Annotated in this window: 21 protein-coding genes; 14 read left to right on the forward strand and 7 right to left on the reverse strand. The window is 60.8% G+C overall.

The genetic code is table 11. The features are described from left to right. Positions 1-11 precede the first annotated feature (11 nt). Positions 12-1,034, reverse strand: coding sequence for a tRNA preQ1(34) S-adenosylmethionine ribosyltransferase-isomerase QueA (gene queA / locus JC616_RS03960; protein WP_227106832.1), 1,023 nt, complete (start codon positions 1,032-1,034; stop codon positions 12-14). Between the two features lie 279 nt (positions 1,035-1,313). Between queA and aroQ the strand changes: the two genes are divergently transcribed. The 10 genes from aroQ to JC616_RS04010 all read left to right on the forward strand — a co-directional run bounded on the left by aroQ (position 1,314) and on the right by JC616_RS04010 (position 8,794). Continuing rightward, entirely contained in the window at positions 1,314-1,763 is a 450-nt protein-coding gene (gene aroQ / locus JC616_RS03965) for a type II 3-dehydroquinate dehydratase (protein WP_107801626.1), read from the forward strand. 36 nt (positions 1,764-1,799) lie between these two features. Continuing rightward, positions 1,800-2,255 carry an acetyl-CoA carboxylase biotin carboxyl carrier protein gene (gene accB / locus JC616_RS03970; RefSeq protein WP_107798091.1) on the forward strand — a complete coding sequence of 152 codons (456 nt, stop codon included), beginning with the start codon at positions 1,800-1,802 and terminating at the stop codon, positions 2,253-2,255. Between the two features lie 126 nt (positions 2,256-2,381). After that, a complete protein-coding gene (accC, locus tag JC616_RS03975; protein ID WP_107798092.1) occupies positions 2,382-3,740 on the forward strand; it encodes an acetyl-CoA carboxylase biotin carboxylase subunit in 1,359 nt (452 codons plus the stop codon). Beyond that, positions 3,740-4,636, forward strand: coding sequence for a 50S ribosomal protein L11 methyltransferase (gene prmA / locus JC616_RS03980; RefSeq protein WP_107798093.1), 897 nt, complete (start codon positions 3,740-3,742; stop codon positions 4,634-4,636). Before accC ends, prmA begins: the two co-directional genes overlap by 1 nt. Beyond that, positions 4,633-5,742, forward strand: a complete 1,110-nt coding sequence (locus tag JC616_RS03985; protein ID WP_227106833.1) for a DUF3426 domain-containing protein — start codon at positions 4,633-4,635, stop codon at positions 5,740-5,742. The genes prmA and JC616_RS03985 overlap by 4 nt, the downstream gene beginning before the upstream one ends. A 261-nt stretch (positions 5,743-6,003) precedes the next feature. Next, the gene (locus JC616_RS03990; RefSeq protein ID WP_227106835.1) at positions 6,004-7,005 is read left to right on the forward strand and encodes a hypothetical protein; all 1,002 of its coding nucleotides are present in this window, start codon (positions 6,004-6,006) and stop codon (positions 7,003-7,005) included. Further along, the gene (locus JC616_RS03995) at positions 6,996-7,508 is read left to right on the forward strand and encodes a hypothetical protein (protein ID WP_227106837.1); all 513 of its coding nucleotides are present in this window, start codon (positions 6,996-6,998) and stop codon (positions 7,506-7,508) included. The genes JC616_RS03990 and JC616_RS03995 overlap by 10 nt, the downstream gene beginning before the upstream one ends. Before the next feature lie 116 nt (positions 7,509-7,624). Continuing rightward, entirely contained in the window at positions 7,625-8,068 is a 444-nt protein-coding gene (locus JC616_RS04000; protein WP_227106838.1) for a hypothetical protein, read from the forward strand. Beyond that, positions 8,059-8,568 carry a hypothetical protein gene (locus tag JC616_RS04005; protein ID WP_227106840.1) on the forward strand — a complete coding sequence of 170 codons (510 nt, stop codon included), beginning with the start codon at positions 8,059-8,061 and terminating at the stop codon, positions 8,566-8,568. Before JC616_RS04000 ends, JC616_RS04005 begins: the two co-directional genes overlap by 10 nt. Before the next feature lie 46 nt (positions 8,569-8,614). Continuing rightward, complete coding sequence (locus tag JC616_RS04010; RefSeq protein WP_227106842.1) at positions 8,615-8,794, forward strand: hypothetical protein; 180 nt, start codon at positions 8,615-8,617, stop codon at positions 8,792-8,794. Positions 8,795-9,217: 423 nt separating this feature from the next. On the opposite strand, the gene queF is transcribed toward JC616_RS04010, so the two are convergent. From queF to murJ, 3 genes are read right to left on the reverse strand one after another with little or no spacing between them, the layout of a single operon-like run. Then, entirely contained in the window at positions 9,218-10,057 is an 840-nt protein-coding gene (gene queF / locus JC616_RS04015; protein ID WP_264372995.1) for an NADPH-dependent 7-cyano-7-deazaguanine reductase QueF, read from the reverse strand. Between the two features lie 50 nt (positions 10,058-10,107). Then, positions 10,108-10,875, reverse strand: a complete 768-nt coding sequence (locus JC616_RS04020) for a CPBP family intramembrane glutamic endopeptidase (RefSeq protein WP_053077365.1) — start codon at positions 10,873-10,875, stop codon at positions 10,108-10,110. A gap of 1 nt (position 10,876) precedes the next feature. Continuing rightward, positions 10,877-12,412: a murein biosynthesis integral membrane protein MurJ gene (gene murJ / locus JC616_RS04025; RefSeq protein ID WP_227106845.1), complete on the reverse strand. Its 1,536-nt coding sequence runs from the start codon at positions 12,410-12,412 to the stop codon at positions 10,877-10,879. 126 nt (positions 12,413-12,538) lie between these two features. Here murJ and rpsT point away from each other — a divergent pair, with 126 nt between their 5' ends. Beyond that, on the forward strand, positions 12,539-12,802 hold the full coding sequence (gene rpsT, locus JC616_RS04030; RefSeq protein ID WP_048409254.1) for a 30S ribosomal protein S20: 264 nt from the start codon (positions 12,539-12,541) through the stop codon (positions 12,800-12,802). Positions 12,803-12,895: 93 nt separating this feature from the next. Next, positions 12,896-13,951 carry a phospholipase A gene (locus JC616_RS04035; protein WP_227106847.1) on the forward strand — a complete coding sequence of 352 codons (1,056 nt, stop codon included), beginning with the start codon at positions 12,896-12,898 and terminating at the stop codon, positions 13,949-13,951. An 88-nt stretch (positions 13,952-14,039) separates the two neighbouring features. Here the strand turns inward: JC616_RS04035 and JC616_RS04040 are convergent, their stop codons facing one another. Genes JC616_RS04040 through fabI form a run of 3 tightly spaced genes read right to left on the reverse strand, consistent with a single transcriptional unit; the run spans position 14,040 to position 16,914 of the window. Further along, entirely contained in the window at positions 14,040-15,194 is a 1,155-nt protein-coding gene (locus JC616_RS04040; protein ID WP_227106849.1) for an acetate/propionate family kinase, read from the reverse strand. Further along, a complete protein-coding gene (locus tag JC616_RS04045) occupies positions 15,191-16,126 on the reverse strand; it encodes a phosphate acetyltransferase (protein WP_227106851.1) in 936 nt (311 codons plus the stop codon). The genes JC616_RS04040 and JC616_RS04045 overlap by 4 nt, the downstream gene beginning before the upstream one ends. An 11-nt stretch (positions 16,127-16,137) precedes the next feature. Next, complete coding sequence (gene fabI, locus JC616_RS04050) at positions 16,138-16,914, reverse strand: enoyl-ACP reductase FabI (RefSeq protein WP_107801628.1); 777 nt, start codon at positions 16,912-16,914, stop codon at positions 16,138-16,140. Positions 16,915-17,179: 265 nt separating this feature from the next. Here fabI and JC616_RS04055 point away from each other — a divergent pair, with 265 nt between their 5' ends. Both JC616_RS04055 and JC616_RS04060 read left to right on the forward strand, forming a co-directional pair. Continuing rightward, entirely contained in the window at positions 17,180-17,446 is a 267-nt protein-coding gene (locus JC616_RS04055; RefSeq protein ID WP_107798100.1) for an FmdB family zinc ribbon protein, read from the forward strand. 6 nt (positions 17,447-17,452) lie between these two features. Next, a complete protein-coding gene (locus JC616_RS04060) occupies positions 17,453-18,121 on the forward strand; it encodes a DUF502 domain-containing protein (RefSeq protein ID WP_081550658.1) in 669 nt (222 codons plus the stop codon). Positions 18,122-18,186: the final 65 nt, after the last annotated feature.

The raw sequence follows: 18,186 nt of genomic DNA on the forward strand, positions 1-18,186 counted from the left end.
TAAGCCGCGCATCAGTCTTTGCGTTCCAGCAGCATGGCGTCGCCGTAGCTGAAGAAACGGTATTCCTGCTCCACCGCGTGCTGGTAGGCGGCGCGGATTTCCTCGTAGCCGGCGAAGGCGGACACCAACATCAGCAGCGTGGACTTGGGCAGGTGGAAATTGGTCAGCAGGCGGTCCACCACCCGGAAGCGGTAGCCCGGGGTGATGAAGATGTCGGTTTCGCCGCAGCCGGCGGCCAGTTCGCCGCCGCGCGCGGCGGATTCCAGCGCGCGCATGCTGGTGGTGCCCACCGACAGCACTTTGCGGCCGGCGGCGTGGGCTTCTGCGATCAGCGCGCGAGTGATTTCCGGCACTTCGTAGATTTCGCTGTGCATCTTGTGCTCGGCGATATTGTCCACCCGCACCGGCTGGAAGGTGCCGGCGCCGACGTGCAGGGTGACGTAGGCCAGTTGCACGCCCTTGGCGCGCAGCTGTTCCAGCATGTCTTCGGTGAAGTGCAGGCCGGCGGTGGGCGCGGCCACCGCGCCGCGCTCGCGGGCGTAGACGGTTTGGTAGCGCTCGTCATCCTCGTGGCCGGCGCCGCGTTCTATATAAGGCGGCAGCGGCAGCTTGCCGGAAGCTTCCAGGATGTCGAAGAGATTGTCCTCGGCCAGGAAGCGCAGCTTGAACAGTTCGCCGTGGCGCTCTACCATTTCCGCCTCCCAGCGATCGGCGAAGATCAGCCGGGTGCCGGGTTTGGGCGATTTGGACGCGCGGACGTGGGCCAGCGCGGTATGCGCGTCCAGCACGCGTTCTATCAGCGCCTCGATCTTGCCGCCGCTGGCTTTTTCGCCGAACAGCCGGGCCTTGATCACGCGGGTGTCGTTGAACACCATCACGTCGCCGGGGCTGACCTGATCGATGAAGTCGGTGAAGCGCAGATTGGCGCGGTCATGGCCGGCCACGCGCAGCAGGCGGCTGGCGCCGCGCTCTGCCGGAGGGTGCTGGGCGATCAGGCGCTCGGGCAGGTGGTAGTCGAAGTCGGAAAGCTGCATAAGGCGTAAAAGATTCAGAATCGGCAAATTATACCCGCGCCGCCGCCGGCCGGCATCAGCTTAGTGAGCGAAGTGGCGGGATTTGCGCTGAATCAACATCGATTTTCGGCCAGGCGGTAAAAACTTGCCAGGCGGAAAAACGCCCGTGGATACTAGTGCTTTGACTCGAAGATCCGCCGTGTTCGCCATCCAAACAACTGTTTGAAATGATGCAAAAGCTAGACATCTTGCAGCGAATTGCGGCAAACTCGCGCCCAAGATGATAAACAGGAGCAGGCTTTGACCGGAAAAATCCTCGTGTTGCACGGCCCCAACCTCAATCTGCTGGGACAGCGGGAGCCGCAGCACTACGGCCGGGAAACGCTTGACGATATCAACCAGCGGCTGGAACAGCAGGCTAGCGCCGCGGGGTTTGAATTGTCGGCATTGCAGAGCAATGCGGAACATGTGTTGATTGATCGCGTGCAGCAGTGCCTGCATGACGGTACTGCCTTCATTCTGGTCAATCCGGCCGCTTTCACCCATACCAGCGTCGCCTTGCGCGACGCGCTGGCGGCGGTGCAAGTGCCGTTTATCGAAGTCCACCTTTCCAACGTTCATGCCCGCGAACCGTTCCGCAAGCATTCCTATTTCTCCGACCTCGCGGTCGGCGTGATCTGCGGACTCGGCGCCCACGGCTATGAACTGGCGCTTGCGCACGCCATCCGGCATCTTGCCGCGCAGGCCTAACTCACTCTACCGAATATCCCACTCGAAGGATTATCAATGGATCTCCGTAAACTCAAGAAGCTGATCGATCTCGTCGAGGAATCCGGCATCGCCGAACTCGAAGTGACCGAGGGGGAAGAAAAAGTCCGCATTACCCGCGTATCCGCCGCGCCGCAGATGGCCTACGCTCAGCCGATGACCGCGCTGCAAGTGCCCAACGCCCAAGCCGCCGCCGTGGCCGCTCCGGCAGCCGAAGCCGCCGCGCCGGCCAACAACGACAAGAACGCGATGAAGTCGCCGATGGTGGGCACCTTCTATCGCTCACCGAGCCCGGGCGCCAAGAGCTTCATCGAAGTGGGGCAGAGCGTCAACGCCGGCGACACCCTGTGCATCATCGAAGCGATGAAGCTGATGAACGAGATCGAAGCCGACCGCTCCGGCGTGGTCAAGGCCGTTCTGGTCGAAGACGGCCAGCCGGTGGAATTCGGCGAGCCGTTGTTCATCATCGAGTAAGCCAGACGACAGGCAGACGGCAAGGGGGCACGGCGCAGCGTCTGTGCCCTTGTCGTTTGCCACGACAGCATTGGCGGCCCCCGCCGGCGACGACGCCGGCCGCGGAATCCGCCAGCGGAGAATTCCATGTTTGAAAAAATTCTGATTGCCAACCGGGGTGAAATCGCCCTGCGCATCCAGCGCGCCTGCCGCGAGATGGGCATCAAGACCGTGGTGGTGCATTCCGAGGCCGATCGCGAAGCCAAGTACGTGAAGCTGGCCGACGAATCGGTCTGCATCGGCCCGGCGCCCAGCGGCAAGAGCTATCTGAACGTGCCGGCCCTGATCGCCGCCGCCGAGGTGACCGATTCCCAGGCCATCCACCCGGGTTACGGCTTCCTGTCGGAGAACGCCGACTTCGCCGAGCGCGTCGAGCAGTCCGGCTTCGTGTTCATCGGTCCGCGTCCGGACACCATCCGTCAGATGGGCGACAAGGTGTCGGCCAAGAACGCGATGATAGAGGCCGGCGTGCCCTGCGTGCCGGGCTCCGAAGGCGCTTTGCCGGACGATCCGGCCGAGATCGTCAAGATCGCCAAGAAGATCGGTTTCCCGGTGATCATCAAGGCCGCCGGCGGCGGCGGCGGTCGCGGCATGCGCGTGGTGCATACCGAGGGCGCGCTGATCAATTCGGTGCAGATGACCCGCACCGAAGCCGGCGCGGCTTTCGGCAATCCCACCGTCTACATGGAAAAATTCCTGGAAGAGCCGCGCCACATCGAAATCCAGATCCTGGCCGACGAATACGGCAACGCCATCTATCTGGGCGAGCGCGACTGCTCCATGCAGCGCCGCCACCAGAAGATCATCGAGGAAGCGCCTGCGCCGGGCATCACCGACAAGCAGCGTCAGAAGATTGGCGAAGCCTGCGCCGAAGCCTGCCGCCGCATCGGCTACCGCGGCGCCGGCACTTTTGAATTCCTGTTCGAGCGCGGCGAGTTCTACTTCATCGAGATGAACACCCGCGTGCAGGTTGAGCACCCGGTGACCGAGATGATCACCGGCATCGACATCGTGCAGGAACAGATCCGCATCGCCGCCGGCGAGAAACTGCGCTACAAACAGAAGGACGTGGTGTTGCGCGGCCATGCGATGGAGTGCCGGATCAACGCCGAGGACCCGTTCACCTTCGTGCCGTCCCCGGGCAAGATCGAAAGCTATCACCCGGCCGGCGGCCCGGGCATCCGCATCGATTCGCATATTTACCAGGGCTACACCGTGCCTTCGCATTACGATTCCATGGTGGGCAAGCTGATCGCCTTTGGCGATACCCGCGAGCAGGCGATGGCGCGGATGCGGGTGGCGCTGTCGGAAATCTCCATTTCCGGCATCAAGACCAATATCCCGCTGCATCAGGAACTGTTCATGGACGCGGCCTTCCAGCGCGGCGGCACGTGCATTCACTATCTGGAGCAGCGTTTGTCGCAGCAGAAAAAAGGGGGCGCGTGATGGCCTGGCTGCAAGCCACCATTGACGCCGAGTCAACCGTCGCCGAGCGTCTGGCCGACGCGCTGATGGACGCCGGCGCGCTGTCCACCGCGATCGAAGACGCTTTTGCCGGCACCGAGCGCGAAGAGCCGATTTTCGGCGAACCCGGCGAGCCGGTGGACAAGCTGTGGAGTCGCAGCCGCATCATCACGCTGTTTGATGAAGCGGCCGACGTGGCCCTGCTGATCGCCGCCGCCGCCAACGCCTGCGGTCTGGCCCTGCCCAGCTACAATGTGGAGCGGGTGGAGGAGCAGGACTGGGTGCGTCTGACCCAGTCGCAGTTCGACCCGATCCGGATTTCCGACCGCCTGTGGATCACGCCGACCTGGCACGAGCCGCCGGCGCCGAACGCGGTCAATCTGCAACTGGATCCGGGCCTGGCCTTCGGCACCGGCAGCCATCCGACCACGCGCTTGTGCCTGCAATGGCTGGACGCCCAGCTGCAAGGCGGCGAAAGCGTGCTGGACTACGGCTGCGGTTCCGGCATTCTCGCCATCGCCGCGCTCAAGCTGGGCGCGGCCTCCGCCTTGGGCGTGGACATCGACGCGCAGGCGGTGCGGGCCAGCCAGGACAACGCGGAACAGAACCAGGTCAAGGCGGACTTCTGTCTGCCTGACCAGAACCCGGAAGCGGTCTACGACGTGGTACTGGCCAATATTCTGGCCAATCCGCTGCGCATGTTGGGCCAGTTGCTGGCGAGCCACGTCAAAACCGGTGGTAGAATCGTGCTTTCAGGCATTCTCGCCGAACAAGCCGAAGAACTGTCGGCCATCTATGAACAGTGGTTCCAGATGGACGCTCCGGTGTTCGACGAAGGATGGACCAGACTGACAGGAACCCGACGCCCCACGGTATGACATATACGACACAGTGCCCCAATTGCCAGACACGCTTCAAGGTCAATGATGCCCAGTTAGCGGCCGCCAATGGCTTGGTGCGCTGCGGGCGCTGTTCGCATGTGTTCAACGCCACCGAGCATTTCGTCGCGGCGGAAGCGCCGCCGGCGGAACCTCCGCGCGCCGCGGCGCCGCCGCCCGTCCAGACTCAGGTTCGGCAGAGCGAGGCGCTGGACGATTTCGAGCTGGAAGTGCCGGATTTCGATCCGGGCTCCAGCGCGACGGAAGCGCCGCCGGACGAACTGCTGATGCCGCCGCCGATGGCGGAGGCGGAGGAAGCCCCGGCCGCGCGCGCCGATGTCGAGGAGTTCCAGCGCGCGTTGGCGGAGGCGATGCAGAATCGCCATGTCAGCGCGCCGCTGGGCAACCCCTTTGACGCCGAGCCGTCTGCCGTGGCGGAACCCGCGCCGGAGGTGTTCGGCAACCGCCGCCGCCCCGCGCCGGAGTCGGTGGCGGAGCCTGCGCCGGTAGCGGTTCCGGAACCCAAGTTCGAAGAGCCGCCTGCCAAGCCGGCGCCGGAGGCGCGCGTCGAGCCGCCGTCCAGCCATGGCGAAGACGAGCCGGACGAATCGCCGCGAAGACGCCATCCGGCGCTGACCTTCCTGGCCGTCGTCGCCTCGGCGATAGGCGTGCTGGTGTTGGCCGGTCAATTGGTGTATTTCAACCGCACCCGCATCGCCGCGGAAGTGCCGGAATTGCGCCCGACGCTGGAAAACCTCTGCGGCGCCGTAGGCTGCGCCGTGCCCTGGCCCACCGATATCGCCCGCGTGCGCACGGAGTGGTCGGAACTGGCCTTCGTCCCGGATTTCCCCAATCTGATCCAGCTGTCCGCCACGCTGAAGAACCACGCCACTTACTCCCAGGCCTATCCGATGCTGGAAGTGACGCTGAAGGATTCGGACGATCAGGTGCTGATCCGCAAGGTGTTCGCGCCCAAGGAGTATTTGAAGCCGGACGATTTCAAGCTCGGCCACTTCAATTCCAATAGCGAGGTCAAGGTCACCATGCGGCTGGACGCCGGCAAGGTGCATGCGATGGGGTATAGCCTTTACTGGTTCTATCCCTAGCGACCAACGGAGATAGCACCTTTCCCATACTGATGTATGGTTGCCAGTGCGCTGTTTACCTCTAGTGGCCGCTCCGACAGTAGGCTGCTTCTTCAAAGGCCTGCCATGCCTGGCAGGCCTTTTTGTCTCCTTGGAACTTGGTGATCTGCCCTTTGTGACAGTCGGCAGAGCATTTCTTTTATTGTAATTTAACAAATTAATAAATTTGGTAAAACACTCTGCCCCGGGGATGCGCTCATAACTTGCGATGCGAGGTGAGGAATGCTGCACCGTGTCAGCTGTGCGCTGGTGTTGTCAGGGATGCCATTTTTAGCTGTGAAAGCTGAAATGCTGCCGCTGGTGACGCCGGCGAAAACCGTATACGTGGTCTACCCTCCTGGGATCAACTGGGATAAGCGATCCGATACTCAACAAGGCGCTTGCGCCAACTTCAATACTACCTTTCTACCACCGGACCGCTGCCGGCAACCCAATCTGCCTGACTATATGGCCTTGTCGCTGATGACTTCGGCGGAGTGCCCGCCTGGTGCGGGATATTGGGCTAGCAGCCATAGCTGCGTATTGCCGGCCTGCCCGGATGCTTCCTGGACCTTGTCAGAGGATGGGCGCAGCTGCAGCAGGCCGGACCCAGAGCAATGCGTGGAAACCGCAATGCTGGCCCCATGGGCCAAGGCCGCTCCCGGCAAACCCTGCCCGCCACCTTGCAAGCCCGATATCAATGCCGTTACCCAAGAAAAGCTGCTGGCCGCCATCGTGTACGGTGAAAGCTCGGTGCAGCAAGTGAAGGAGGAGATGTACGGCATTGCTTCGGCGATGGTCAGGAAACGCGATGCCTGGCAACAAGGAGGGTCGCTGCAAAAGTTCCTGAAGAAGTACCCACAATATGCTTATGCGGTTACCGATGGCAATGTGCGTTACAAGGAGTTGATGTGCGCTAGTGATGCTAAAAAATACACGCAGGCATATGAGGCGGCGAGGAATGCTCTGGCCTATGGAGTGGATTACAGCAATGGAGGATGTTTTTGGGATGGTCGAGATCTGAAAGTGAAAGGAACGAGTGCTTATCGATATATAGAAGGTTTTAAATTTACATCTCCTTCTCATAATGTTTTTGATATCGCTGAACCTCCTGCTAAAAATAAGAGAGCAGAATTTGGATTTTATGATTATGTTTATGAGTCAACCTCCGCATATGGCGAAACCATTTTTTGGAAAATTAATGATCGTTATATGACGGCAAGAGGAGCAAAGCAATGCAATTGATTAGATTTTTTGCAGGGGTGTGGGGGGTTTATGCGGTGAGCTCTTTGGCGTCGCCATCAGCGGATATTTTGGAAAGCTGTCGCAAAATGAAGGTGGTATCACAAGGGGTGCAAGTTGAAGATGTGGTAAGTGGGTTTGCGAAGAAGGCTGCTGCCGGCTGTGAAAATCAACTGGAGGCTAAAGTTGATGGGAAAATATATGGGTATAGTACTTGTAATAGTCAGCAATATTTGATTGTGTCTAATAAATTCTTCCTAGCTTCTCAGGCAATTAATCATTCAATTGATAAAAATATTGTCCCGGGCAATACTTTTTCGGGTAGCTCAACAACTTTGCTGAATGTCAAAAAGGGAAGTGAATCTTACCTTTGTATCATTTCCCCCATTTTTGATAGTGGAAAATGGAATAATTATCTAACTTTCTATTTGATCAAGCATGGCCAGTCTAGTATAACCCCTGAAGTTGACTTTTATTTTATAGATAAAATCGATTGGGATAAATAATATTTGTCTTAATGAGCAGGGCTGATCGCGCTAGCCCACTTTTATTAGTAAACAGGCCTGTACTTACCGGCCTGTTTTTTTACACCTCAAGCTTTAGCGCTGGTAATGATTAGGACATGCGATACCTGGCAACAGGTTGGGTCGCTTCAAAAATTCATGAAAAGTACCCTCGGTATGCCTATGTGCTTACCGATGGCAATGTGCGTTACAAGGAGTTGATGTGCGCTAGTGATGCTAAAAAATACACACAGGCATATGAGGCGGCGAGAAATGCGTTAGCCTATGGAGTGGATTACAGTAATGGAGGGTGTTTTTGGGATGGAGTGTCTAAAGATCTCAAAATAAAAGGTGAAAGGCATTATAGGTATAAAGTTGGGTTCCGCTTTGTTTCGCCTGAGCACAATATTCTTGGGATTATACCTCCCCCTGCACGAAAGGAGCAAGGAACATTTGATACATATGACTATATGTATGATTCAACTGCTGCTTATGGGGATATTGTTTTTTGGAAAGTTAATGAGCAATACTTAAAGGCAGAAAGGGCGAAGCAATGCAAGTAAGAAAATATATGGCTAGTGTGTTGTTGGTGTGTTTTAACTATGTGTTGGCAGCCCCGCCTGATGACGTTGTAAAAAGTTGTTATAACTGGGGTCCAACTTCTAGCAATATCAAAGTGACCAAGTTGCATGGGGCATTTTCAGATAAGCCAGATTCAAGTTGTGAGGATCGGCTAGATATTTTTGTTGATGGGAAAAAATATGGCTATGGTTTTATGACTTGTAATGATCAGTCATATCTAATCGTTGGTGGTGAAAAATTTTTGGCAGCGCAAGCAGTTAATCACTCTAATGATAGTAGAGTTAAGCCTGGTGACGGTTTTTCAAATGCTGGTACTATCTTTTTTGATATCACAAAACCGGGGCAATCTTATATTTGTGTGCTGACGCCAGCTTTTGAAACAGGAAAGGGAGCTGCTTATGCTACCTTTTATCTTATCAAGCGTGCTTCATTATCTGCAAAGCCTGAGGTGGATTTCTATTTTTTAGATGAAATAAAATAATTGAAAATACTAGTATTGGCTGCAGGAAAGCAAGGGAGTAAAAGCAATGCAATTAATTAAATGTACGGTTGGTGTGATGATGGGTTCAAGCTATGTTATAGCAAATCGATCTGTTGATATAATTAATGGTTTCTATCAAGGAAAGGTGGCTTCTAATGATGTGAAAATGGATAATATGGAAGGCATGTTTTTGATAAGTTTAGAGCTGGTTGTGAAGATTAATTAGAAGCTGGTTTTGAATGAGAAGCCTATGGGGCTGCTACTTGTGATGAGAATCAATGCTTGATAGTTGCCAATAAAATTTTCCTCGCCTCGCAAGCCATTAACCGGTCAATTGATAAGCGGATTAGGCTCTGTGGTGCTTTTCAGCAGCAAGATCGGTTTGGCTTGCACTTTCGAAAGGCAATGAGTCCTATGTGCGCATGTTTAGAACTGCATTTGAAATAGAGAGGGAGCGTGGATATGCGCCTTTTTATTTAATGAAACATAGGCCCGCTCCTACTAAGCCGGAAGTATGTTTTATTTTCTATATACAATTGACTGGTCTAAATGAATTTTGTCTGTGAATGGGTGGCTCGCATCACATCGTTGTCATTAATAAACAGGCCGGCATTCGCCGGCCTGTTCGCTTTCCCGCTTAGTAAGGATCTTATTGCCGCGCGGTACGGGTGTTGCCCACCGGCATCTCGCCGCAATTGCTGCGGAAGGGGTTGATGTCCAGTCCGCCGCGGCGGGTGTAGCGCGCGTAGACGGTGAGGCGGCTCGGCGCGCAGGCGCGGAGCAGATCGGTGAAGATGCGCTCCACGCATTGCTCGTGGAATTCATTGTGCTGGCGGAAGCCTATCAGGTAGCGCAGCAGCGCCTCGCGGTCCAGCCGCGGTCCGGTGTAGCGGATCTGCACGCTGCCCCAGTCCGGCTGACCGGTGACCAGGCAGTTGGATTTCAGCAGATGGCTGCACAGGGTCTCGCTGACAACGTCGCCGGCGTCGGCGCGCAGGATCTGCGGGCAGGGCGCGTAGTTGTCCACTTCGATGTCCAGATCGTCGATGCAGTCGCCGGCCAGTTCGGCCACGGTTTCGCCGCCGAACTGCTGCGGCAGCATGATGTCGACGCCTATCGGCTTGCCGGCGGCGGCGGACAGGTCCGCGGCCAGCTGGCGGCGCAGCGCGTCCAGGCCGGCCATCCGGGTCTGGTTATAGCTGTTCAGATAGAGCTTGAAGGATTTGGATTCGATCAGGTTCGGGCTGTCGGCCGGGATGCGGAAGGCGGCGATGCCCACCTGAGGCTTGCCGCGGGCGTTGAGCCAGGACAGTTCGAAACCGGTCCAGATGTCCACGCCGGCAAAGGGCAGCGCGGCGGCGTCCACGCCGATTTCGTCGCGCTTGGCCTGGCGCGGGATCGGAAACAGCAGATGGGGATCGTAATGATCCTGGTAGCTGACGGTTTTGCCCAGAGGGGATTGCTCTGGGGACATGGCTTGAGTGTTCATGGCTTGAATTATATCGATTTTCAAAGAGGCGGCAGATCGTGAGCCGCTTTTTAAAGCAGGCCCTTGCGCCACAGCGCCATCAAATCCATGGTCAGCGCCACGCTGCAATGCAGCGCGATGCCCAGCCAGATGGAACGGTAGCGGTAGCTGAGCGCGCCCAGCGCGACGCCGGCGACGATGGCGGCCAGGCTCTCCAGCAGCGGTTTCTCAAAATGGATCATGCAGTAGGGCAGCACCATCACGAAGACGGCGCTGACGCCCAGCCGCGGTTTGAGGCCGTGCACCATATAGCCGCGGAAGAAGAACTCCAGCGCGGCGAACTGGGCGAAATACAAGAGCTCCCACAGCAGCCAGTGCGGCCATAAGCTCTCGCCGGGGCTGAGCCGGAAGAAGGGGTAGATCTTCAAAAAGCCCGGCTGGCCGGACGCCCACCATACCAAGGGCAGCATCAGGGCGTAGAACAGCGGGAACAGCTTCAGGTCCGTCTTCAGCGTGGCGCGGTCCGGCCAGGCCAGGCCGAAGTCGGCCAGCGGGCGGCGATCCAGCAGCCGGATGGCCAGCAGCGGCAGCAGGCAGTAGCTGGCGATGCTGGCCAGCGCCCAGTAGGCGGCGCGGTAGAGATCGGTGTCCGGGTTGTGCACCACCTGCTGGCGGAAAGACAAGCCCAGCGCCGGCCACCATTGCAGCAGCCAGTCCATCATCCAGTAACGGTTGGCGGGGTAGTACAGCAAGGTCAGGCACAGGCAGCTGACCAGCAGCACGCCGGCGGTCTGACGGTCGGCCGGCGTCAGGAGAGGAGCGCGCGGGCCGGCCGGCATCTCAGCGCTCGCGGCGCATGAAGTCGCGCGGGCGGAAGCCGAGCGCGAACAGCGCGGCGAAATAGACGGCCGCGCCGGCCGACACCAGCAGGCTCAGCCAGGCCACGCGTTGCCAGGCCGGGCCGTGCCAGTGGACGGGCAGCAGCCATTGCAGCGCCAGCAGCGCGGCGGCCATGGCCGCGATGGCCACGGCCATCTTGCTGAGGAAGCCGCCCCAGCCGGCCGAGGGCTGGTAGATGCCGCGCTTGAGCAGCGCGCGCAGCAGCAGGCCGGCGTTGAGGCAGGAGGCGAGGCCGATGGACAGCGCCAGGCCGGCGTGCTTGAGCGGAAACACGAAGGCCAGGTTCATCAGCTGGGTCAGGCACAGGGTGATCAGCGCGATGCGCACCGGGGTCTTGATGTCCTGGCGCGCGTAGAAGCCGGGCGCCAGCACCTTGACCAGGATCAGACCGAGCAGGCCGAAGGAGTAGGCGATCACCGCCTGCTGCGACATCAGCGCGTCGTGGGCGGTGAATTTGCCGTAGGTGAACAGGGTGGCCAGCAGCGGGCCGGACAGCAGGCCCAGGCCCACCGTGGCCGGCACCGCCAGCAGCAGGGACAGGCGGATGCCCCAGTCCAAGAGCACGCTGAACTCCCCGTCGGAGCGGGTGGCGGCGTGTTTGGACAGCGAGGGCAGCAGGATGGTGCCCAGCGCCACGCCCAGCACGCCGGACGGGAACTCCATCAGCCGGTCGGCGTAATACATCCAGGACACGCTGCCGGTGGGCAGGAAGGAGGCGAAAGTGGAGTTGATCAGCAGCGAGATCTGCGCCACCGACACGCCGAAGATGGCCGGCCCCATTTGCCGGATCACGCGCCAGACCGCCGGGTCGCGGAAGGCGAACACCGGGCGCGCCAGCATGCCTATCTGCTTCAGGAAGGGCAGCTGCCACACCAGTTGCACCAGGCCGCCGACGAAGACCGCCCAGGCCAGCGCCATGATGGGCGGGTCGAAGCGGCTGCTGAAGAACAGCGCGAACACGATGAAGCTCAGGTTGAGGAAGGTGGGCGTGAAAGCCGGAATCGAGAACTTGCCCCAGCTGTTGAGCACGCTGCCGGTCATGGAGGACAGCGAAATGAAGAAGATATAAGGAAAGGACACGCGCAGGATGTCGGCGAACAAGGCGGCCTTGGCTGGCTCGCGGTAAAAGCCGGGCGCGGATATCCACATGATCAGCGGCGCGGCCAGCATGCCCACGGCGGTGACCAGCAGCAGCACCGAGCCCAGCACGCCGGTGATTTTGGCGATGAATTCCCGGGTTTCCTCTTCGCTGCGCTGGTTCTTGTATTCGCCGAGAATGGGCACGAAAGCCTGCGAAAACGCGCCTTCGGCGAACAGGCGGCGCAGCATATTGGGAATCTTGAAGGCGGCGTTGAAGGCGTCGGCGGCCATGCCGGCCCCGAAAACGCGGGCGATGATGGTATCGCGGACCAGACCCAGGATGCGGGACACCATGGTCATGCTGCTGACAGCAGCCAGAGCCTTGAGCAGATTCATGTTGCGGGTGGTTTATCTAGCGTTGAGCAAGCCCGCTAGTGTACGCCGCCAGGTTTATTGTTGCAAAACCTGAGTTTAGGGCTTAGAATCGCGGGTTTCAGATTCCGCTCATCAGGAGAAAGATTCATGGCTAACAGCGCACAAGCTCGCAAGCGTGCACGCACAGCCCTTAAGCAGCGCGCGCACAACGCCAGCCTGCGTACTGCGTTCCGTACCGCAGTTAAGAAAGTGCTCAAGGCAGTTGAAGCAGGCGATAAAGCCGCTGCCAAGGTAGTGTTCCAGACTTCCGAAAAAGTGATTGACCGCATTGCTGACAAGGGCGTGTTCCACAAGAACAAGGCCGCTCGTCACAAGAGCCGTCTGTCGGCTCAGATCAAGGCCATGGCCTGATCACAGCCCAGCGCTGAAGAATACGCAAAGGCTCCGCATCGCGGAGCCTTTTGTGTGTCTGGCGCATCGATTTCCCTCGCTGGAGGCATGGCTATGTCGGGATGGACGGCTTGGGCGCTGGCTTTGTGCGCGGCGCAGACCCTGGCGGCGGAACTGCCGCAGCAACTGGCCGATTGCGGCCGCCTGGCGGACGCCAGGCTGCGTCTGGCCTGCTACGACGGGCTGGCGGCCGCTGTGCCCGCCGCTGCGGCGCCCGCAGCGCCGTCTTCCGCGGCCGCCGCGCCTCCGGAGCGCCCGCTTCCAGCCGCCGGCGTAGAGCCGGATGCCGCGCCGGCTCCCAGCCGGCTGGCCGAAGCCTGGGATCTGGACGGGCGCTCGCGCGGCGACACCTTCGGGTTTCGCTTATACCGCCCCAATTACTATCTGCCGGTCTGGCAGATGGCCAAGCCCAATAACGAGCCGCAGTCGCCGACCCGGCCGCCCAGCCAGACGCCGGGCGGGGAACTGGACAAGACCGAGGCCAAGTTCCAGCTGTCGTTCAAGACCAAGGTGTGGGAAGACATTTTCGATACCCCGCTGAACCTGTGGTTCGCCTACACCCAGCAATCGCATTGGCAAATCTACAACCAGGCGCATTCCGCGCCGTTCCGCGGCACCGACTACGAGCCGGAACTGATTCTTACCTTCCCCTTGCCGTCCGCCTGGGCCTGGGGCGACACCCGGCTGCGCATGGGCGGCCTGGGTTTGTTGCATCAATCCAACGGCCGCGCCAATCCCTTGTCGCGCAGCTGGAACCGGGTGTACGCGATGGCGGCGCTGGACAACGGTCCGTTCACGCTGCAAGGCCGCTGGTGGGCCAGGCTGCCGGAGTCCGGCGACAAGGACGACAATCCCGACATCGTCAAATACATGGGGCACGGGGATCTGCAGGCGATCTACCAGTACCGCGGCCAGACTTTCAGCGCCATGTGGCGGCCCAATTTCGACAGCGGCAAGCATGGACTGCAACTGGACTGGAGTTTCCCGGTGAAGGGCAAGCTGCGCGGCTATGTGCAGGCTTTCGACGGTTACGGCGAAAGCCTGATCGATTACAACGTGCGCACCCGCGCGCTGGGCGTGGGGCTGACGATGAGCGACTGGCTGGAGTGAGTCTCGCCAGCTTTGGAGTTCGCTGCGCGGCTGTTGAAAAGATTGTGAACAGGTCCGAAGCAGGCCCGCCCATGGGCGGGCCCTGCGCTTATTGCAGCAGCGCGGCCGCCTGGCGCGCCATTTCGCCTTCCTCGTCGGTAGGCAGCACATAGGCCGCGCGCGGGCTGGCGGCGGTGGTCAGCCGCCGCGCCTGGGCCAGATTGGCGGCCTGGTCGACTTCAAAGCCCAGCCAGGCCAGCTGTTGCAGCACCCGGCCGCGCACTTCCGGCGAGTGCTCGCCCACGCCGGCGGTGAATACCACCGCGTCCAGCCCCTTCATCGCCGCCGCCAGGCTGGCCACTTCACGCGCCACCCGGTAACAGAACAGCTCGATGGCCTCGCGCGCCGCCGGCAAATCGCTGGCCAGCAGTTCGCGCATGTCTGAGGACAGGCCGGAGACGCCGAGCAGGCCGGAGTTCTTGTACAGCTCGCGCCTCACCTCGGCCACGCTCATGCCGGCCTGTTCCTGCCAGTAGAGAATGACTTCCGGATCGATATAGCCGGGGCGGCTGCCCATCATCAAGCCGTCCACCGCGGAGAAGCCCATGCTGGACGCCATGCTGCGGCCGGCGTCCAGCGCGCAGGCGCTGGCGCCGCTGCCCAGGTGGCAGACCACCACCTTGGCGCGCTCCAGGCCCAGCTCCGGCAGCCGCCGCGCGATGGCGGCGTAGGACAGGCCGTGGAAGCCGTAGCGGCGGACGCCGTCGTCATGCCAATGGCGGGCGATGCCGAAGCGGGTGGCCACTTCCGGCTGTTGAGCGTGGAAGGCGGTGTCGAAGCAGGCGAACTGCGGCAAACGGGCGTCGTATTCCTCGAAGGCGGCGATCACCGACAGGCTGACCGGCTGATGCAGCGGCGCCAGCGCCACGTAGTCCTCCAGCTGGGCGCGGATGTCGGCGTCCAGCCGCATGGCGGCGGTGAAACGGCCGCCGCCGTGCACCACGCGGTGCACCACGGCCAGCGGTTCCAGCTGCTGATCGGCCAGGCTGTTGATCACCGCGGCGATGGCGCTGCCGCGGCTGCCGTCGTCCAGCGCGTGGCGGCTCAGCGTCTGGCCCTTGCCGTCCAGCAATTGCAGCTCCGGCTTGGCCTGGCCGAAGCGGTCCACCATGCCGCGCGCCAGCAATTGGCGGCCGTCCGGCGCGAAGGCGCGGAATTTCAGCGTGGAGGAGCCGGCGTTGACGGCGAGCAGCACCCGGCTCATGTCCGCTGTCCGCTTTGCCGGCGTCTGTGCGCCAGCAAATTGGCCACGGCGGCGGAGGCGAGGCGGCCGTTGGCGTCGTCGGCGCGGCTGGTCAGCACGATGGGCGCGCGCGCGCCCATCACGATGCCGGCGGAGGCCGCGGCGGCCAGATACGTCAGCTGCTTGCCCAGCATATTGCCGGCCTCAAGATCCGGCACCAGCAGGATGTCGGGATCGCCGGCCACCGGCGAGACGATGCCCTTGCTGTCGGCGGCTTCGCGCGAGATGGCGTTGTCGAAAGCCAGCGGGCCGTCGAGGATGGCGCCGGTGATCTGGCCGCGGTCCGCCATCTTGCACAGCGCGGCGGCGTCCAGCGTGGAGCGCATCGCCGGATTGATGGTTTCCACCGCGGCCAGGATGGCCACCTTGGGCTGGCGTATGCCCAGCGCCTGGGTCAGATCGATGGCGTTCTGACAGATGTCGCGCTTGGTCAGCAGGTCCGGTTCGATATTGATCGCGGCGTCGGTGATGAAGAGATAGCGCGGATAGGTCTCCACCTTCATGATCCAGACGTGGCTGATGCGGCGGTCGGTGCGGATGCCGGTGCCGCGCGCCAGCGCTTCGCCCATGAATTCGTCGGTGTGCAGGCTGCCCTTCATCAGGATGTCGGCGTAGCCGTCGCGGACCAGGCTCACCGCCTGTTCGGCGGCGGCGTGGCTGTGCGGCACGTCGACCAGCTCGAAGCGGCTCAGGTCCACTTCCAGTTCGTCGGCCAGCTTGGCCAGCCTGGCGGCGGGGGCCACCAGGATGGGGGTGGCGATGCCGTGGTCGGCGGCTTCCACCGCGCCCAACAGCGCCTCGCGGCTGCAGGGGTGGGTCACCGCCATCGGCAGCGGGCCCAGGCCGACGGCCTGTTGCAGGATGTCGGAAAAAGCGTGTTCGTCGCGTGTCATGGCGTGCTCCCTCAGGCCTTGATGTGATGGCCGCCATCGACATAGATGGTCTGGCCGGTCAGGCCGCGGGCGGCTTCGGAGATCAGGAAGGCGCAGGTGGTGCCCACGTCCTCGATTTCCACCAGGCGGTTTTGCGGCGCGCGGGCGATGGCGTCCTCGATCAACTGGTCGAAGTGGGCGATGCCGGAGGCGGCGCGGGTGCGCAAGGGGCCGGGGGACACCGCGTGCACGCGGATATTCTTGGCGCCCAGCTCGCTGGCCAGGTAGCGCGACACGCTTTCCAGCGCCGCCTTGACCGGACCCATGATGTTGTAGTTCTCCACCACCTTGTCGGCGCCGTAATAACTCATGGTGATCAGGCTGCCGCCCTGGCTCATCAAGGGTTCGGCCAGACGCGCCATTTCGATGAAGGAGTAGCAGGACACGCGCATCGCCTGCTGGAAGCCTTCCAGCGAGCAGTCGGTGACGCGGCCGTGCAGATCGTCCATCGGACAATAGGCGATGGAGTGAATGACGAAATCCAGTTTGCCCCATTGCTGACGAATGGCCTCGAACACCGCTTCCATCTGCCCCGGCTGCTCCACGTCCAGCGGCAGCACCAGCGGCGAACCCAGCTGGTCGGCCAGCGGGCGCACGTATTTTTCCGCTTTCTGGTTCAGGTAGGTGACGGCGAACTCCGCGCCCAGGTCGCGCAGCACGCTGGCGCAGCCGTAGGCGATGCTGTTCTCGTTGGCGATGCCTACGATCAGGCCTTTCTTGCCGGCAAGAATGTTGCGAATGCTTTCCATCTGACCCTCTTGGTAAACCATGTGACCTCCGGGATTTGTAGGGTTGCAGGGCAGTATTGCGGGCTAATGAAGCAAAGGGATTTTTGTATTGACGATTCAGTCGGATATAATCGACGATTTGGCGGGAACGAAGGCTTGATCTTGGGGGCGTTCGTCCGCATCTGTCCGACTAGGCATGCCGAGCGTAAGTTCACGCTCGGATAGTGCAGTGCAGCATGAGTTCGGTTTATTATGCCATCATGATTACTGGTGGGGAAGCAAAGCTATGCCAATCTACGAATACCGTTGCGGCGCCTGCGGCGTCGCCAAAGAGCATCTGCAAAAACTCAGCGACGAGCCTGTCGCGCAATGCCCGGCCTGCGGCAGCGCGGAGTACCGCAAGCAGCTGTCCGCGGCCGGCTTCCAGCTGAAGGGTTCCGGCTGGTACGCCACGGACTTCAAGGGCGGCGCGTCCGCGTCCGGCTCTTCCTCCTCCGCGTCTTCGGACAGCGGCGGCGGTCATAGCTGCGGCACCGGCTGTGGGTGCGCGTAAACCTCGATGACGCCGCAAATCAAAATGACGCTTAAGGGCTATCTCGTCACCGGCTTGCTGGTGTGGCTGCCTTTGGCCGTGACGCTGTGGGTGTTGAACCTGATCGTCACTTCGCTGGACCAGACGCTGAACCTGTTGCCGCAGGAATGGCAGCCGGAGGCCTTGCTCGGCTTCCATCTGCCGGGCCTGGGCGTGGTGCTGTCGGTGCTGATTCTGTTGGGCACCGGCATGCTGGCCGCCAATGTGCTGGGTCAGCGCGTGCTGGACATGTGGGATGCGCTGCTGTCCCGCATCCCGGTGGTGAAAAGCATTTACAACAGCGTCAAGCAAGTCAGCGACACGCTGTTGTCCGACTCCGGCCAGGCCTTCAAAAAGGCGCTGCTGGTGCAGTTCCCTCATTCCGGCATGTGGACGGTGGCGTTTCAAACCGGCCCGCTGCCTGAAGTCGTGTCCGAATCGCTGTCCGACGACGAGTTCATCGGGGTCTACGTGCCCACCATTCCCAACCCGACCTCGGGTTATTTCGTGATGGTGGCCAAGAAGGACACTCGCGCCTTGAACATGAGCGTGGACGAAGCGTTGAAATACGCGATCTCCATGGGCATGGTGGCGCCGAACCCGCCTCCGGCCGCTCAGCGTCCGCGTCTGAACGACGAACATAATCGGCAGGGCTAGACCGACACCCTGTCTAGCCCTTAACGCCTTTCTTTCCCCCGGGCGGGGAAGCCTCACCGAATTTG

Source organism: Chromobacterium rhizoryzae (assembly GCF_020544465.1).
Classification (GTDB): Bacteria; Pseudomonadota; Gammaproteobacteria; order Burkholderiales; family Chromobacteriaceae; genus Chromobacterium.

What these genes read in the sequence shown, in the direction of transcription:
- queA (WP_227106832.1), bottom strand. Translation starts at nt 1,034, where the DNA reads ATGCAGCTTTCCGACTTCGACTACCACCTGCCCGAGCGCCTGATCGCC.
- accB (WP_107798091.1), top strand. Translation starts at nt 1,800, where the DNA reads ATGGATCTCCGTAAACTCAAGAAGCTGATCGATCTCGTCGAGGAATCC.
- accC (WP_107798092.1), top strand. Translation starts at nt 2,382, where the DNA reads ATGTTTGAAAAAATTCTGATTGCCAACCGGGGTGAAATCGCCCTGCGC.
- prmA (WP_107798093.1), top strand. Translation starts at nt 3,740, where the DNA reads ATGGCCTGGCTGCAAGCCACCATTGACGCCGAGTCAACCGTCGCCGAG.
- JC616_RS03985 (WP_227106833.1), top strand. Translation starts at nt 4,633, where the DNA reads ATGACATATACGACACAGTGCCCCAATTGCCAGACACGCTTCAAGGTC.
- JC616_RS03990 (WP_227106835.1), top strand. Translation starts at nt 6,004, where the DNA reads ATGCTGCACCGTGTCAGCTGTGCGCTGGTGTTGTCAGGGATGCCATTT.
- JC616_RS03995 (WP_227106837.1), top strand. Translation starts at nt 6,996, where the DNA reads ATGCAATTGATTAGATTTTTTGCAGGGGTGTGGGGGGTTTATGCGGTG.
- JC616_RS04000 (WP_227106838.1), top strand. Translation starts at nt 7,625, where the DNA reads ATGCGATACCTGGCAACAGGTTGGGTCGCTTCAAAAATTCATGAAAAG.
- JC616_RS04005 (WP_227106840.1), top strand. Translation starts at nt 8,059, where the DNA reads ATGCAAGTAAGAAAATATATGGCTAGTGTGTTGTTGGTGTGTTTTAAC.
- JC616_RS04010 (WP_227106842.1), top strand. Translation starts at nt 8,615, where the DNA reads ATGCAATTAATTAAATGTACGGTTGGTGTGATGATGGGTTCAAGCTAT.
- queF (WP_264372995.1), bottom strand. Translation starts at nt 10,057, where the DNA reads ATGAACACTCAAGCCATGTCCCCAGAGCAATCCCCTCTGGGCAAAACC.
- JC616_RS04020 (WP_053077365.1), bottom strand. Translation starts at nt 10,875, where the DNA reads ATGCCGGCCGGCCCGCGCGCTCCTCTCCTGACGCCGGCCGACCGTCAG.
- murJ (WP_227106845.1), bottom strand. Translation starts at nt 12,412, where the DNA reads ATGAATCTGCTCAAGGCTCTGGCTGCTGTCAGCAGCATGACCATGGTG.
- rpsT (WP_048409254.1), top strand. Translation starts at nt 12,539, where the DNA reads ATGGCTAACAGCGCACAAGCTCGCAAGCGTGCACGCACAGCCCTTAAG.
- JC616_RS04035 (WP_227106847.1), top strand. Translation starts at nt 12,896, where the DNA reads ATGTCGGGATGGACGGCTTGGGCGCTGGCTTTGTGCGCGGCGCAGACC.
- JC616_RS04040 (WP_227106849.1), bottom strand. Translation starts at nt 15,194, where the DNA reads ATGAGCCGGGTGCTGCTCGCCGTCAACGCCGGCTCCTCCACGCTGAAA.
- JC616_RS04045 (WP_227106851.1), bottom strand. Translation starts at nt 16,126, where the DNA reads ATGACACGCGACGAACACGCTTTTTCCGACATCCTGCAACAGGCCGTC.
- fabI (WP_107801628.1), bottom strand. Translation starts at nt 16,914, where the DNA reads ATGGAAAGCATTCGCAACATTCTTGCCGGCAAGAAAGGCCTGATCGTA.
- JC616_RS04055 (WP_107798100.1), top strand. Translation starts at nt 17,180, where the DNA reads ATGCCAATCTACGAATACCGTTGCGGCGCCTGCGGCGTCGCCAAAGAG.
- JC616_RS04060 (WP_081550658.1), top strand. Translation starts at nt 17,453, where the DNA reads ATGACGCCGCAAATCAAAATGACGCTTAAGGGCTATCTCGTCACCGGC.